Source organism: Micromonospora sp. NPDC051924, assembly GCF_055586005.1.
Genome location: NZ_JBVJJA010000022.1, coordinates 22176 through 37068, shown reverse-complemented (window position 1 = coordinate 37068; position 14893 = coordinate 22176). Strand labels below are relative to the sequence as shown.

At 73.3% G+C, this 14893-nt stretch carries 16 protein-coding genes; 8 read left to right on the top strand and 8 right to left on the bottom strand.

The features are described 5' to 3' along the window. Nucleotides 1-6: 6 nt before the first annotated feature. A complete protein-coding gene (locus ACZ6S5_RS18740; RefSeq protein WP_466001984.1) occupies nucleotides 7-1203 on the bottom strand; it encodes an acyl-CoA dehydrogenase family protein in 1197 nt (398 codons plus the stop codon). Between the two features lie 180 nt (nucleotides 1204-1383). Between ACZ6S5_RS18740 and ACZ6S5_RS18735 the strand changes: the two genes are divergently transcribed. Continuing rightward, nucleotides 1384-1800: a DUF4190 domain-containing protein gene (locus tag ACZ6S5_RS18735; RefSeq protein ID WP_466001982.1), complete on the top strand. Its 417-nt coding sequence runs from the start codon at nucleotides 1384-1386 to the stop codon at nucleotides 1798-1800. A gap of 3 nt (nucleotides 1801-1803) precedes the next feature. Here ACZ6S5_RS18735 and ACZ6S5_RS18730 read toward each other — a convergent pair whose 3' ends face one another. Continuing rightward, a complete protein-coding gene (locus ACZ6S5_RS18730; protein ID WP_466001980.1) occupies nucleotides 1804-2697 on the bottom strand; it encodes an SDR family NAD(P)-dependent oxidoreductase in 894 nt (297 codons plus the stop codon). A 117-nt stretch (nucleotides 2698-2814) separates the two neighbouring features. On the opposite strand from ACZ6S5_RS18730, the gene ACZ6S5_RS18725 reads away from it, so the two are divergent. Then, nucleotides 2815-3333 (top strand): DUF4190 domain-containing protein, encoded by a 519-nt coding sequence (locus ACZ6S5_RS18725; protein WP_466001978.1) that lies wholly within the window; start codon nucleotides 2815-2817, stop codon nucleotides 3331-3333. Between the two features lie 45 nt (nucleotides 3334-3378). On the opposite strand, the gene ACZ6S5_RS18720 is transcribed toward ACZ6S5_RS18725, so the two are convergent. Continuing rightward, nucleotides 3379-4335 (bottom strand): HpcH/HpaI aldolase/citrate lyase family protein, encoded by a 957-nt coding sequence (locus tag ACZ6S5_RS18720; protein ID WP_466001976.1) that lies wholly within the window; start codon nucleotides 4333-4335, stop codon nucleotides 3379-3381. A gap of 126 nt (nucleotides 4336-4461) precedes the next feature. On the opposite strand from ACZ6S5_RS18720, the gene ACZ6S5_RS18715 reads away from it, so the two are divergent. Next, the gene (locus ACZ6S5_RS18715) at nucleotides 4462-5286 is read left to right on the top strand and encodes an SDR family NAD(P)-dependent oxidoreductase (RefSeq protein ID WP_466002123.1); all 825 of its coding nucleotides are present in this window, start codon (nucleotides 4462-4464) and stop codon (nucleotides 5284-5286) included. Nucleotides 5287-5332: 46 nt separating this feature from the next. Continuing rightward, nucleotides 5333-5638, top strand: a complete 306-nt coding sequence (locus tag ACZ6S5_RS18710; protein ID WP_466001974.1) for a hypothetical protein — start codon at nucleotides 5333-5335, stop codon at nucleotides 5636-5638. 3 nt (nucleotides 5639-5641) lie between these two features. On the opposite strand, the gene ACZ6S5_RS18705 is transcribed toward ACZ6S5_RS18710, so the two are convergent. Both ACZ6S5_RS18705 and ACZ6S5_RS18700 read right to left on the bottom strand, forming a co-directional pair. Further along, nucleotides 5642-7807, bottom strand: coding sequence for an APC family permease (locus tag ACZ6S5_RS18705; RefSeq protein ID WP_466001972.1), 2166 nt, complete (start codon nucleotides 7805-7807; stop codon nucleotides 5642-5644). A gap of 61 nt (nucleotides 7808-7868) precedes the next feature. Continuing rightward, nucleotides 7869-8822: a DMT family transporter gene (locus ACZ6S5_RS18700; protein WP_466001970.1), complete on the bottom strand. Its 954-nt coding sequence runs from the start codon at nucleotides 8820-8822 to the stop codon at nucleotides 7869-7871. 106 nt (nucleotides 8823-8928) lie between these two features. Between ACZ6S5_RS18700 and ACZ6S5_RS18695 the strand changes: the two genes are divergently transcribed. Continuing rightward, entirely contained in the window at nucleotides 8929-9636 is a 708-nt protein-coding gene (locus tag ACZ6S5_RS18695; RefSeq protein WP_466001968.1) for an HAD family hydrolase, read from the top strand. A 10-nt stretch (nucleotides 9637-9646) separates the two neighbouring features. Here the strand turns inward: ACZ6S5_RS18695 and ACZ6S5_RS18690 are convergent, their stop codons facing one another. Beyond that, nucleotides 9647-10162 (bottom strand): hypothetical protein, encoded by a 516-nt coding sequence (locus tag ACZ6S5_RS18690; protein ID WP_466001966.1) that lies wholly within the window; start codon nucleotides 10160-10162, stop codon nucleotides 9647-9649. Nucleotides 10163-10212: 50 nt separating this feature from the next. Then, on the bottom strand, nucleotides 10213-11082 hold the full coding sequence (locus ACZ6S5_RS18685) for a PhzF family phenazine biosynthesis protein (protein ID WP_466001964.1): 870 nt from the start codon (nucleotides 11080-11082) through the stop codon (nucleotides 10213-10215). A 33-nt stretch (nucleotides 11083-11115) separates the two neighbouring features. On the opposite strand from ACZ6S5_RS18685, the gene ACZ6S5_RS18680 reads away from it, so the two are divergent. From ACZ6S5_RS18680 to ACZ6S5_RS18670, 3 genes are all read left to right on the top strand, one after another. Next, the gene (locus tag ACZ6S5_RS18680; protein WP_466001962.1) at nucleotides 11116-12396 is read left to right on the top strand and encodes a magnesium transporter MgtE N-terminal domain-containing protein; all 1281 of its coding nucleotides are present in this window, start codon (nucleotides 11116-11118) and stop codon (nucleotides 12394-12396) included. Beyond that, the gene (locus tag ACZ6S5_RS18675; RefSeq protein WP_466001960.1) at nucleotides 12389-12997 is read left to right on the top strand and encodes a DUF1003 domain-containing protein; all 609 of its coding nucleotides are present in this window, start codon (nucleotides 12389-12391) and stop codon (nucleotides 12995-12997) included. Before ACZ6S5_RS18680 ends, ACZ6S5_RS18675 begins: the two co-directional genes overlap by 8 nt. A gap of 172 nt (nucleotides 12998-13169) precedes the next feature. Next, nucleotides 13170-14318, top strand: coding sequence for an Mrp/NBP35 family ATP-binding protein (locus tag ACZ6S5_RS18670; RefSeq protein WP_466001958.1), 1149 nt, complete (start codon nucleotides 13170-13172; stop codon nucleotides 14316-14318). 115 nt (nucleotides 14319-14433) lie between these two features. On the opposite strand, the gene ACZ6S5_RS18665 is transcribed toward ACZ6S5_RS18670, so the two are convergent. After that, nucleotides 14434-14856, bottom strand: a complete 423-nt coding sequence (locus tag ACZ6S5_RS18665) for a twin-arginine translocase TatA/TatE family subunit (protein ID WP_466001956.1) — start codon at nucleotides 14854-14856, stop codon at nucleotides 14434-14436. Nucleotides 14857-14893 lie beyond the last annotated feature (37 nt).

Below are 14893 nucleotides of genomic sequence, written 5' to 3'. Positions count from 1 at the left end.
CAACCGTCAGAGCTTGTACTCCTTGAGCAGGCCGCGGGAGATGATGGTCTTCTGGATCTCGGAGGTGCCCTCGCCGATGAGCAGGAAGGGAGCCTCCCGCATCAGCCGCTCGATCTCGTACTCCTTGGAGTAGCCGTAACCGCCGTGGATGCGGAACGCCTCCTGGACCACCTCGGCGCAGTACTCGGAGGCGAGCAGCTTGGCCATGCCGGCCTCGACGTCGTTGCGCTGGCCGGCGTCCTTGAGGCGGGCCGCGTTGACCATCAGGGCGTGTGCCGCCTCGATCTTCGTACCCATCTCGGCGAGCTTGAACGCGACGGCCTGGTGCTTGGCGAGCGGCTGGCCGAAGGTGCGGCGCTGCTGGGCGTACGCGACGGCCAGTTCGAACGCGCGGATGGAGATGCCGCAGGCCCGGGCGGCCACGTTGACCCGGCCGACCTCGATGCCGTCCATCATCTGGTAGAAGCCGCGCCCGACCTTCTCCTCGCCGCCGAGCACGGCGGAGGCGGGGACGGTGACGCCGTCGAGCACCATCTCGGTGGTCTCGACGCCCTTGTAGCCCATCTTGTCGATCTTGCCGGGGATGGTCAGACCGGGCGCGGTCTCGCCGAAGCCGGGCTCCTTCTCCAGCAGGAAGGTGCTCATGTTGCCGTAGACCGAGTCGGCGCCGGTGTCGGTCTTGACCAGGGTGGCCACCACCGAGGAGTACGCGCCGTTGGTCAGCCACATCTTCTGGCCGTTGAGGACGTAGTTGTCGCCGTCGCGGACCGCCTTCGACTTGATCGCCGAGACGTCGGAGCCGCACTCCGGCTCCGACATCGAGAAGGCGCCGCGCACCTCGCCGGTGGCCATCCGGGGCAGCAGCCGGGCCTTCTGGTCGGCCGAGCCGTGCTGCGAGACCAGGTACGCCACGATGAAATGGGTGTTCACGATGCCGGAGATCGACATCCAGCCACGGGACAGCTCCTCGACCACCAGGGCGTAGGTCAGCAGGGACTCGCCCAGGCCGCCGTACTCCTCGTCGATGGTCAGGCCGAACAGCCCCATCTCGCGCATCCCGTCGAGGATGTCGGTGGGGTACTCGTCGGCGTGCTCCAGCCGCTGGGCGTGCGGGATGATCTCCTTGTCGGCGAACTCCCGGACGGTTTCCAGGATCGACCGCTGCACGTCGGTCAGGCCGGGCGTCTGGGCGAGTCGGGCCATCTCAGCCTCCGGGGAATCGGCGCATTACTCATGGGTAACTGAACGCTCGGTCAGTATCGACCCCGCGACCGGTGAGGCCAAGGTGACCAGTCCACACAACCGCTGTGAAAAGGTTCACCGCTGCGAGTAGCGTCCGCAAGAGAGAGGGCCGATGACCTGCGACGGAGGGGGCGAGCAGGCGTGAGCCAACCACCCGGCGAGCCGGACCAGCCGCCGTCGCCGTACGAGCCGCCGTCCTACGGCCAGCCGTACGGAGGCCAGCCGCAGCACCCGCAGTGGGGGCAGCAGCCGCCGTACCCGCCGCAGCCCCCGTACGGCCAGTACGGGCCGCCCGGCGAGGCACCGCGACCGCGCGGCGGCGGGCCGAACGTCCTCGCCGTGCTGTCGTTGGTGTTCGCCTTCGTCTTCGCCCCGGCCGGGATCGTCCTCGGTCACCTGGCCAAGCGGCAGATCCGGCAGACCGGCGAGGAGGGCGACCAGCTCGCCACCTGGGGTCTGATCCTCAGCTACGTGTTCACCGTCATCGGGCTGCTCGCCTGCTGCGGCTGGATCGGCCTGGCCTGGTGGGCGAACTCCGACAACGGCAACTACCGCTGACCGTCAGCGGAACTCGGCCTCGCGCACGCTGTTGCCGCCGTCGACCACCAGCATCTGCCCGGTGATGTAGGAGGCCGCCGGCGAGCAGAGGAAGGCGATCGCCGCGGCCACCTCGTCCGGCGTGCCGGGGCGGCCGACCGGGGTGCCCAGACCCTGCTTGATCTCGGCGGCGGTCGACGCGGCGGTGTAGATGGTGCCCGGCGCGACCGAGTTCACCGTCACGCCGTCGGCGATCATCTCCATCGCCAGCGCCCGGGTCAGCCCCACCACGCCCGCCTTCGCCGCCGCGTACGCGGCCTCCGTGGGCAGCGCGTTGACCGGGCCGGCGGTGGCCGCGAGGTTGACGATGCGACCCCAGCCCCGCTCGGCCATCCCGCCGATGAACGCGCGGCTGCACAGGAACGCCGTGCTGAGGTTGCGGTCGATCTCGCCGCGCCACTCGTCGTAGCTGAGCTGGGCCACCGGCCGCAGCACCTCCGGACTGGCCCGGCTGGCCAGCCCCGCGTTGTTGACCAGCACCTCGACGTCGCCCAACTGCTCGGCCACCGCGTCGGCGAGCGCGCCCACCTCGGACTCGTCGGTGAGATCGGCGACGAAGCCGGTCACCCCCAGCTCCTCGGCGCGCTCGTGGATCCGCCGGGTGGTGGAGACGATCGCCACCCGGGCGCCCAGGTCGGCGAGCCGGCGCGCGGTGGCGTACCCGATGCCGTCCGGGCTGCCGGCACCGGTGACCAGCGCGACCCGGCCGTCCAACCGCATGGTGACCGGCTCGGCCAGCGGCGCCGGCTGGTCGTCCTGGTCGGCGGACCCCGCCGGAAGGCCGCTCCGGGTGCGGCGCACCGTCCCCGGCCGGCTCACGTCCCGTCGCGACCGGCCGCCGCGCGCGTCAAGTGCCATGCCGCGATCCTGCCCGTTGTGGACGTTGCGGGCAACGCGGCACCCGGTAAGCCGGTCCTCCGGTTTGCCCGGCGCTGGCTACCCTGACGGCACCCGAAGAGCTACGGAGATGAGCAGATGAGCTATCCCCCGCCGTCCGGTGGTTGGCACGACCCCTCCGCGCCCGGCCCGCAGTCGGGCCCGCCGGCCGACCCGACGCTGCCGATGGGCGGCAGCCCGATCCCGACCCAGCCGACCTCGGCGGACCCGTACGCCTCGCCGGCCTACCCGACCGCGGGCGACCCGTACGCCGCACCGGCCTACCCGACCGCGGGCGACCCGTACGCGGCGAGCGGCTACCCGCCGGCGGCCTACCCGGCGTACGCCGCTCCGTCGACCAAGACCAACGGGCTGGCCATCGTGGCGCTGGTGCTCGCGCTGGTCGGCTTCACCTCGTGCATCACCGCCCCGATCGGCGCGATCCTCGGCCACGTGGCCCGCAAGCAGATCCGGGAGACGGGCGAGCAGGGCGACGGCATGGCGAAGGCCGGCATCATCATCGGCTGGATCCTCACCGGCCTGATGGTGGTGCTGATCGTGGTCTACATCGTGGCGATCGTCATCGCCGTCAACAACGACAGCTCCAGCGGCTACTGACGCGGACGGGCCGCCCCGGTCCCGGGGCGGCCCGTCCGGCGACACTCATTCCGAGGGCGGGGTGAAGGACGAGGTACGGCTCATCCCGGCCGCCCGGCCCTTGGCCGCGATCACCAGCGCCATCTTGCGGGAGGCCTCGTCGATCATCTCGTCGCCGAGCATCACCGCGCCGAGCTTGCCGCCCGCCTCCGAGGTGTAGTAGTCGTACGCGTCGAGGATCAACTCGGCGTGGTCGTAGTCGGCCTGGGCCGGGGAGTAGACCTCGTTGGCCGCGTCGATCTGGCCCGGGTGCAGCACCCACTTGCCGTCGAAGCCGAGCGCCGCCGAGCGCTTGGCCACCTCCTGGAACGCGTCGACGTCCCGGATCTGCAGGAACGGGCCGTCGATGGCCTGCTTGTCGTGCATCCGGGCGGCCATCAGGATGCGCATCAGGATGTAGTGGTAGGGGTCGCCCGGGTAGTCCGGGATCAGCGCGCCGACGACCAGCGACTTCATGTTGATCGAGGCCATGAAGTCGGCCGGGCCGAAGATGATCGTCTCGACCCGGGGCGAGGCGGCTGCGATGGCGTCCACGTTGACCAGGCCCGCGGCGTTCTCGATCTGCGCCTCGATGCCGATCCGGCCGACCTCCAGGCCGAGGGTCTTCTCGATCTGGGTGAGCAGCAGGTCCAGCCAGTGCACCTGCTCGGCGTTCTGCACCTTCGGCAGCATGATGCAGTCCAGGTTGGCGCCGGCGCCCTCGACGACCTCGATCACGTCCCGGTACGTCCACGGCGTGGTGAGGTCGTTGACCCGGACCACCCGGGTCTTGCCGGTCCAGTCGCCCTCGTTCAGCGCGGCGACGATGTTCTTGCGGGCGTCCGGCTTCGCCAGCGGGGCGACGGCGTCCTCCAGGTCGAGGAAGACCTGGTCGGCGGGGAGGCCCTGGGCCTTGCCGAGCATCTTGACGCTGGAGCCGGGTACCGCGAGGCAGGACCGGCGGGGGCGACCGACAGCGGCCATGGATGCGCTCCTTCCAGCGTCCGGCGGGCGCCGACGCCAAGATTTCGAGAAATCGAGAACTTAACGATCCCAAAGGGCGTTGTGACGCCACGGTAACCTCGTGCCGTGACCGGGGTGAATGGACCTGTGGAAGATCTCACTGAGCGTCGGATCGTGGTGATCACCGGCGCCAGCTCGGGCATCGGGCTGGCCGCCGCGGTCGACCTGGCCGGCCGTGGCGACCAGGTGGTCCTGGTCGGGCGGGACCCGGCCCGGCTGCAGGCCGCCGGGGACCGGGTCCGCGACGCCGGCGGCGAGCGCCCGGAACTCTTCCGGGCCGACTTCGCCGTGCTGGACGACGTCCGCCGGCTGGCCGAGAAGCTGCGCGCCGCGTACGACCGGATCGACGTGCTCGCCAACAACGCCGGCGCGATCGTGCTCCAGCCGGTCACCACGGTGGACGGCTTCGAGCTGAGCATCCAGGCCAACCACCTCGCCCCGTTCCTGCTCAGCAACCTGCTGCGGGACCGGATCGGTCGGATGGTGGTGACCGCCTCCGGCGCCCACCGCAGCGGCGCGCTGGACCCGGACGACCTGAACGCCACCCTGCGCGGCTTCCGGCCGTACCGGGCCTACGGCACCAGCAAGCAGGCGAACATCCTGTTCACCGCCGAGGCGGCCCGGCGCTGGCCCGACGTGCCGGCGTACGCGTTCCACCCCGGGGTGGTGCGCACCCGGTTCGGCGCGGACAGCCCGCTGGTCTCGCTCGGCATGCGGCTGCTGCCCTTCCGCAGCCCGGAGAAGGGCGCGGAGACGCTGATCTGGCTGGCCAACCAGGACCCGGCCCGGCTCACCACCGGCGGCTACTACTACGACCGCCGACCCCGCCGGCCGCTGGCCAAGGCGCGCGATCCGCAGCTCGCCGCCCGGCTCTGGGCCGCCAGCGCGCAGGCCGTCGGCATCGACGCCTGAGCTTCTCCGGGCCCGGGCTGGGCGGGCGGCTGGGATACTCCAGCGCATGACGACGGGGCATCACGACACCGACTCCGCAGGGGTCCTGCTGGTCGCGCTGGTCGACCTGAGCGCCGACGCGGAAGCCGGCCGACGGTACGAAGACGCGGTGCTCGCGCTGCTCGGGCGGCACGGCGGACGGCTGGAACGGCGGCTGCGCACCGGGGACGGGCGGACCGAGGTGCACGTGATCCGGTTCGCCGCGCGGGCCGGTCACGAGGCGTTCCTGGTCGACCCCGAGCGGGCCGCGCTCCGGGCCGGGCTGGGCGACGCCGCCCCCACCACCCAGGTGCTCGAGGTCCAGGACGTCTGACGGTCATTCGGCCACGTGCACGGGGACGCTGGTGACCACCACCCCGGGCAGGGCCCGCAACGCGGCCCGGAGCCGCTGCTCGGCCCGGCTGTGCAGCAGCCGGTGCCGGCGGCGGCGCAGCACCACCTCGGGCACGATCACGGTCAGCGTCAGGTCCGGCCGGGCGACGTGCAGCGCCTCCAGGTAGTGCGCCAGCGGCCCGATCACCGACCGGTACGGCGACACCACCGTCTCCAGCCGCAGATGGTCGCCCCAGGCGCACCACTGTTCCCGGAACCGGTCCGCCTCGGCCTCCTCGGGCGCGATGTGCACGGCCAGCGTCGGCTGGCCCAGCGACGCCGCGTATGCCAGGGCGCGCAGCGAGGCCCGGTTCAGCCGGGCCACCGGCACCACCACCAGGTGGCGTACCTCCTGGGGCAGTTCCTCGCCCTCGGCGGACCCGGCGGGGCCGCGCGACCCGGCGGCCGACGGCGGGTGCAGCGCCAGGGCCCGGTGCAGCGTGGCGTAGTGCCGGTGGATCCGGCGGAAGAGCAGCACCAGCAGCGGCACCGCGACCACCACCACCCAGGCGCCCTCGGCGAACTTGGCCACCGCGGCGGTCACCAGCACCAGCCCGGAGAGCACCGCGCCGACCGCGTTGAGCACCAGCTTGCGGCGCCAGCCCGGTCCCCGGTGGCGCCGCCAGTGCACCACCATGCCGCCCTGTGACAGGGTGAAGGCGAGGAACACCCCGACCGCGTAGAGCGGGATCAGCGACGCGGTGTGCCCGCCGAACACGACGAAGATGAGCGTCGCCGCCCCGGCCAGCGCAACCAGCCCGTTGCTGAACGCCAGCCGGTCCCCCATGTGCAGGAAGCGGCGGGGCGCGTGGCCGTCCCGGGCCATGAAGAAGAGCAACCGGGGGAAGTCGTTGAACGCGGTGTTCGCCGCCAGGAGCAGGATCAGCGCCGTGGTGGCCTGGAGGAACGCGTACCAGGGTCCGGTGGGGAAGGTGACCCGGCCGAGCTGGGACAGGATCGTCTCGTCCGCCCGGGGCGCCAGGCCGTCCAGGTGGATCAGGCCGACCAGGCCGGCGAAGAGCGCCACCAGCATGGCCACCATCCAGGCCAGCGTGGTGCGGGCGTTGCGCCACTCGGTGGGGCGGAACGCGGGCACCGCGTTGGACACCGCCTCGATGCCGGTCATCGACACCGCGCCCGAGGAGAACGCGCGCAGCACCAGCAGCAGGCCCAGCCCCTCGGTGGCTGGCACCGCCGGGGGCGGCACCGGCGCGAAGCCGCGGCCCGCCGCCCGCGCGTAGCCCACTACCAGCAGCGCGAGCACGGCGGCCACGAAGGCGTACGTGGGCAGCACGAAGATGTTGCCGGCGGTGCGTACCCCGCGCAGGTTCCCGGCGAGCAGCACGGCGATCACCAGCACGCCGAGCGGGACGGTGGCCGGGGCCAGCCCGGGCAGCGCCGAGGTGACCGCGTGCACGCCGGCCGCCACCGACACCGACACGGTCAGCACGTAGTCGAGCATCAGCCCGGCCGCCGCCGCCAGCCCCGGGGTCCGGCCCAGGTTGTCCCCGGCCACGATGTAGGACCCGGCGCCGTGCGGGTACGCCGGGATGGTCTGGCGGTAGGACAGCCCCACCGCGACCATCAGCACCACCAGCAGGGCGGCCAGTGGCAGGGAGAGCCCGAGCGCGGCGCTGCCGGCCAGCACCAGCACGGTCAGCATCGCCTCCGGCCCGTAGGCCACCGAGCTGAGCAGGTCGGAGGAGAGGATCGGCAGGGCGACCAGCTTGCGCATCCGCTCGTAGAGCACGGCGGCGCTGGACAGCGGCGGGCCGACCAGCGCGCGGCGGAGCCGGGTGACCGCTCGGCCGGCCCGGGTGTGGGGCAGGTGGGCCGGCGCGGTGGCGACCAGTTCGTCCGGCTGCTCGACGGTGAACATCTCGATCGGCGCCAGCCGGCCGAACCGGGTCGGTGCCGGGTGCCCCCGGTTCCGGCCGAGCGTCGGGTCGACCGGGAGGTCGTCGGGACGGCGGGGGCTCTGCCAGTGCTCCCCGATCCGCCCGAGGGCGGCCCGTTCCTCGGGGCCGAGCGGCGGGAACTCGGCCGAGGGCGTGACGACGGTGCCGCGCTCGGCCGCGTCGTCGCCCCGCTGGTCCGCTTCCGTCCCCATCCTCCGCACTCTCACCGATGTCGGCGGCCCGGGGCCGTGCTTTGCGGAAAAGCGGTGGGGGTCAGTCGCCGAGCGGAGCCGGGTCGGCGGGCACGGCGACCGGTTCGGTGCGGCGGCCGGCGCGGGCGCCGCCCAGGATGACCACCGCGACTCCGGCCAGCAGCAAGGCCAGCCCGGGCAGGGCGAGCGGGCGGGGCAGCTGACCGAGCCAGACCCAGGCGATCAGCGCCGCCCCGGGCGCCTCCAGCAGGATCAGCACGCTGACGGTGGTGGCCGAGACCCGGCGCAGGGCGTAGTTGAACATCGAGTGGCCGAGCAGCTGGGCACCGGCCACCAGGCCGAGGATCGCCAGCCAGGTGCCTGCGGCGTAGCCGTGCAGGCGGACCCCACCGAGCAGGCAGACCACCAGCAGGACCGCCGCGCAGACCCCGTAGCAGATGGTGGTGTAGGTGGTGGTGCTGATGGTGGCCCGGGCCCGCTCGCCGAAGGCGGTGTAGACGGCGGCGAACATGCCGCCGGCCACGGCGAGCAGGTCACCGGCGAAGGCCCGGCCGGAGACGCTGACGTCGGCCCCGGTGGCGAGCGCCGCGCCGACCACGGCGAGCGCGATGCCGGCCCAGACCGCCGGCGGCAGCCGCCGCCCCTGCCAGCGGGCGATCAGGCCCTGCCAGACCGGCTGGGTGGCGACCAGCGCGGTGGCCGCGGCGACCGTGGTGAGCTGCACGCTCGGCATCCAGGTGGCGAAGTGCGCGGCCAGCGCCAACCCGGACAGTACGCAGTACAGCCCCTCCCGGCGGCCGGCGCCCACGGTCAGCGCCCGGAACTCCGCCCGCCGGCGGGCCAGCGAGAACGGACCGAGCACCGCGATCGAGAGCATGTTGCGCCAGAAGGCGATGGCGAGCGCCGGCGCGGCGGCGAAGGCGACCAGCGGGGCCGACGAGGAGACGGCGGTGACGGCCAGCGCGAGCGCGCCGAGGGTCAGCGGTTCGAGTGGCCGGTGCGGATTGGACGACACGGAGAGCAATCCTCACACGACCGGGGGACAGCACGGAACGTCAGCGCTCGGTTACGATCATGCCCGTCCCGGCGACCCTCCCCTCGACGCCCGGAGGCACTACCCCATGCCCAGGCACCAGGCGGTCCTGTTCGACTTCTTCGGCACGCTGACCCGCTGCGTCCAGCGGGGCTCCGCCCACCGGGCCACCGCCGACCTGCTCGGCTGCCCGCTCGAGACGCTGACCGAGGTGCTCGACCGCACCTACTACCAGCGCGCCAGCGGCCGGCTGGGCAACGCCGAGGCGACCCTGCGCTGGGTCTGCGAACAGGCCGGGGTGCACCCCTCCGACGCGGCGGTACGCGCCGCCGTCGCCTCCCGCCACCGGGCCGTACGCGCCGACACCCGGCTGCGGGACGAGGCGGCGCCGGTGCTGGGCGGGCTGCGCCAGCGGGGCATACGCACCGGGCTGATCAGCGACTGCACGCACGAGCTGCCGGCGTTCCTGCCCCAGCTCGCGATCGCGCCACTGCTCGACGTCCGCGTCTTCTCGGTGCAGGTGGGCTGTTGCAAGCCGGACGCGGCGCTCTACCTGGCCGCCTGCCACCGGCTCGACCTCGCCCCGGCCGACTGCCTCTACGTCGGCGACGGCGGCAGCCAGGAGCTGACCGGCGCGGAGCGGGCCGGCATGACGGCGGTCCGGCTGGCCGCGCCGGACCTGGCCGACCACATGGTGTTCAACGCGGACCGGTCCTGGGACGGCCCGATCCTCTCCTCGCTGGCCGGGGTGCTCGACCTGGTCGACGCGGTCGCCGCACCGCTCGCCGCCGGGTGACCGGTGCCGGTCAGCGGCGGCGGACCTTGTGCAGCCGGAAGGGCTTGCGGGTGGCCCGCACCACCGGGGCCTCCCGGGGCGGCTCGGCCAGGGACTCCGCGGGCAGGTCGCCGCCGGCGACCGGGGTGCCCGCCGGGGCCAACCGGTTGACCGCGCAGCCCTCAGCGGCCCAGCGGGTCACCAGGTCGGCGACGGGGCCGGGGGCGTTCAGCCGCTTCGCCGCGACCAGCGGCGCGGCGGTCTCCCACTCCTCGGTGCCCGGTCGCAGCCGGGTCACCCGGGCCGGCCAGGTGACGATCCGGCCGCCGTGGTCGCCGCGCAGGGTCACCTCCACCGCGTCCGCGTCGGCCAGGCCGGGCGCGGACTGCTCGCCGGATCCGGTGACCACCAGGAGCGCGCCGTCGAGCGGCAGGCACCACAGCGCGTACGCGGGTCCGCCGCCGACGCTCACCCAGCAGACGGCCGCCTTCTTCACCGCCTCGTCGACGAGTGGTGTCGTCCCCGGGCTGTCCAACTCGTCCGTCACACCGGCATCCTCTCCTACGCCCGAGCAGTCCGTGGCGGTGCCGCCGCCGCTCAGCCCACGAAGGGCGGGACGGCGATCTCGCCCCGCGCCACCGGCATCACCTGGCCGGTGACCGTCGCGCCCACGGCCACCCCACCGGCAGCGGTCACCGTGCAGGACAGCGTCGAAGGCCGGTGGATCTCGACACCCTGGCGGATCGCGTACTCGGAGCGGCCCTCGCCGGGCAGCAGCCCGCTGGCGACCAGCCACACGCCCAGGCCGAGGGCGGCCGAGCCGGTCGCCGGGTCCTCCGGCACGCCGAGCCCCGGCACGAAGACCCGGGCGTGCGCGGTTTGCGTTCCGGCTTCCCAGGAGAAGACGCTGACGTGCTCCACGCCGTACCGCTCCGCCGCCGCCGCGTTCATCCGGGCGCGGGCCACCGCGTCCGGGCGGACCGGAAGGTAGGGGAACTCCAGGCCGCAGCCGGCGACCCGGGGCGCCGGGCCGGCGTGGTCGGCGGCGGTCAGCCCGACCATCTCCAGCAGCGGCTCCGGGTCCAGCTCGGGGCCGAGCGTGGGCGTGCCGCCGGTGAGGGTCGCGCCGGTGGCGGTGACCTCGATCGGCAGCACCCCGGCGCCGCACTCCTGGGTGACCCGGCCCACCTCGAACATCCCGCGTCGACCGGCCGTCACCGCGGCGCCCACACTGGGGTGCCCGGCGAACGGCAGCTCCGCCGCCGGGGTGAAGATCCGCGCCCGGTACGTCGCGCCGACCTGCGTCGGCGGCAGCACGAACACCGTCTCGGACAGGTTGAACTCGAGTGCGAGCGCCTGCATCTGCTCGGTGGCCAGCGCTTCGGCGCCGAACACCACGGCCAGCGGGTTGCCGGCGAAGGGGCGATCGGTGAAGACGTCCACGATCTCGTAGGCCAAGGTCGACATGTTGATAAACACTAGGCCCTTAGGCTGGTGCCCGTGAGCACGCCGAACCGGGTCTACATCGCCCGACTCGCCGGAGTCGCCGTCTTCGACCCGAACGGCGACCAGGTGGGCCGGGTCCGGGACGCGGTCGCCCGGATGCGGCCGACCCAGCGCCCACCGGAGGTGGTGGGCCTGGTCGCCGAGATGCCGATGCGCCGGCGCATCTTCCTGTCCATCAACCGGATCACCTCCATCGACCCGGACGCCGTGGTGCTCGGCAGCGGCACCCTCAACCTGCGCCGGTTCGAGAAGCGCCCCAACGAGGTGCTGGTGCTCCAGGAACTGCTGGACCGGCGGGTCCAGCTGGACACCGGGCAGTCCGGTTCGGTGGTCGACGTGGCGATGGAGTGCAGCCGCGGCGGCGAGTGGGCGCTGACCCGGGTCGCCGTTCGCGAGCAGACCGGCCGGCTCACCCGCCGCGGCCACCTCCACCAGGTCGAATGGGACCGGGTACGCGGCCTCGGCGGGCTCGGCGATGCCCGGGGCACGGCCAACCTGCTCGCCGTGCTGGAGGACATGCGCCCGGCCGACCTGGCCAACGCACTCCAGGACCTGCCCGACACCCGACGCAACGAGGTCGCGGCGGCCCTGGACGACGAGCGCCTCGCCGACGTGCTCAGCGAGCTGCCCGAGCACGATCAGGTGGAGATCCTGGCCGCGCTGGACCGGGAGCGGGCCGCCGACGTGCTGGAGGAGATGGACCCGGACGACGCCGCCGACCTGCTCAACGAGCTGCCCCCACCGGAGCAGGACGTGCTGCTCGACCTGATGGAGCCGGACGAGGCCACCCCGGTACGCCAGCTCCTCCGCTACGCCTCGGGCACCGCCGGCAGCGTGATGACCTCCGAGCCGGTGATCCTGCCGCCGGACGCCACGGTGGCCGAGGCCCTCGCGCGGATCCGCGAGCCGCAGCTCTCTCCGGCGGTGGCCGCACAGGTCTTCGTGGCGCGGGCCCCGCTCACCACCCCGACCGGCCGCTACCTCGGCATGGTCCACTTCCAGCGGCTGCTCCGCGAACCGCCGGCGGACCTGCTCGGCGGGATCGTGGTCAACGACATCGACCCGCTCCGGACGACCACCCCGCTGCCGGAGATCACCCGCCGGATGGCCACCTACGATCTGGTGGCCATGCCGGTGGTGGACCGGACCAACCGGCTGGTCGGGGCGGTGACCGTGGACGACGTGCTGGACCACTCGCTGCCCCCCGACTGGCGCGACCGGGACGCCATGGTGAGCGCGCCCGCCACCGGCGAGGAGGCCGGCGCCGATGGTTGACCAGCGACGAACCGAGCGGCTCGACCAGCCGCGCGCGCCCCGCGGCCTCCGGCTGCCGCGGATCGACCAGGAGACCTTCGGCCGGGTGGCCGAGGGCATCGCCCGCGGCATGGGTACGGCGAACTTCCTCGTCTACATGACCCTGGTCCTCACCGCCTGGTTCCTGTGGAACACGCTCGCCCCGGCGAACCTGCGCTTCGACCCGTACACGTTCACCTTCCTGACCCTGGTGCTCTCCCTCCAGGCGTCGTACGCGGCCCCGCTGATCCTGCTCGCGCAGAACCGGCAGGCCGACCGGGACCGGGTGGCGCTGGAGGAGGACCGGCGGCGGGCCACCATGCAGAAGGCCGATACGGAGTACCTGGCCCGGGAGATCGCCGCGCTGCGCATCGCGATGGGTGAGGTGGCCACCCGGGACTTCCTCCGGTCCGAGCTGGCCCGGCTGGCCGAGGAGCTGGACGAGGCGGCGGAACGCCGGCGGAGGCTGGAGCGGAAGCAGCAGGACCGGGAGGCCCGGCGGCAGGCCGGCGGCGAACCGCTCGACGAGCCCCGGGACGACCTGGACGGCGACTACGCCCACGACGGGCGCTTCGAGGGCTGACCCGGAGCGTATTGAACGCCGCGCGCCTCAAGGGGCCGGGCGCGCGGCGTTCGTCGTGAATCGTCCCACTTCGCGACACGCCCCGTCCACCCCTCGGTCCGGGTCATCGATTCGCTCACACCGGCCCCCGCCAGCGGCGGCCGCCGATGACCACCGACGTAGCATGGCGGGCATGTCAGCACCCGTCAGCACCGTCTCCGACGCGATCCAGGCCGCCCTGGCCACCGTCAACGACCCGGAGATCCGTCGGCCGATCACCGAGCTCGGCATGGTCCGTTCCGCCGAGGTCGGCGACGACGGCGTGGTCCGCGTCGAGCTGCTGCTCACCGTCGCGGGCTGCCCGCTGAAGGACAAGCTGCGTACCGACATCACCGCCGCCGTCGGCGCGGTGCCCGGGGTGACCGGCGTCGAGATCGAGTTCGGCGTGATGAGCCCGGAGCAGCGGCAGGAGCTGCAGGCGAAGCTGCGTGGCGGCGGGGCCACGGCCGAGCCGGTCATCCCGTTCGCCCAGCCCGGCTCCCGCACCCGGGTGTACGCGGTCGCCAGCGGCAAGGGCGGCGTCGGCAAGTCGAGCGTCACGGTCAACCTGGCCGCCGCGCTCGCCGCCCGCGGCCTCTCGGTCGGCGTGGTCGACGCGGACATCTACGGCCACTCGGTGCCCCGGATGCTCGGTGCGGAGGGCGCCCCGACCCGGGTCGAGGACATGATCATGCCGCCGCAGTCGCACGGCGTGAAGGTCATCTCGATCGGCATGTTCACCCCGGGCAACGCGGCCGTCGTGTGGCGCGGCCCGATGCTGCACCGGGCGCTGCAGCAGTTCCTCGCCGACGTCTACTGGGGCGACCTGGACGTCCTCCTGCTGGACCTGCCTCCGGGCACCGGCGACATCGCGATCTCGGTGGCCCAGTTGCTGCCGAACGCGGAGATCCTGGTCGTCACCACCCCGCAGGCGGCCGCCGCCGAGGTGGCCGAGCGGGCCGGCGCGATCGCGCTGCAGACCCACCAGCGGGTGGTCGGCGTCATCGAGAACATGTCCTGGATGGAGTTGCCGGACGGCTCCCGGATGGAGGTCTTCGGCGCGGGCGGCGGCGAGGCGGTCGCCGAGTCGCTGACCCGGACCATCGGCGCGCAGGTGCCGGTCCTGGGGCAGATTCCGCTGGACACCCGGGTCCGCGAGGGCGGCGACGCCGGCACCCCGATCGTGCTGGCCCAGCCGGACGCTCCCGCCGCCAAGGCCCTGGTCCAGGTCGCCGATCGGCTCGCCGTCCGCCGCGAGTCCCTCCTCGGCAAGCCCCTCGGCCTCAAGCCCGCCGGCCGCTGACCGGGCACCGCACCCAAGATCCACCCTGATTCACGGAAAGAGTGGCCATCCCGCGTGGGATGGCCACTCTTTCTCTGTATCTGCGCCCGGGGTGGGGGGCGCGGGGGGCGCCGGGTCAGGTGGCGTCGTCGTAGCTGGGGCGGGGGGCCGGGGCGGGGACACCGCCGGTGGCGGTGGCCGGGCGGGTGCCGTTGGTCCGCAGGTCGGTCGCCTTGGCGACGTCCTTCAGGTCCTCGTGCACGCCGGAGACGTCCTGGCGGATGTTGTCGTACATGCTCTGCAGCGGCTTCCGGATGGCCTGCTCGTCCTCCTCGCTGAGCAGGTGCTTCCGGATGAACGCCTTCGGGTGCAGATCCTCCAGCTGGATGTCGGTGCCCAGCTCGCGGCTCAGGTCGCCGGTGGCGTTGCGGGCCATGGCGCGCAGGTTGCGGACCATCCGCAGGCCGTCGCTGATGACGGCGGGCAGCCGGTCACCGAAGATCAGCAGCGCCAGGAGCAGCAGCGCAGCGATCTCCCACCAGTTCAGGTTGTCGAGCACTCCGGCCTCCTCGTGCGTGTCACGCCCAGACTACGCA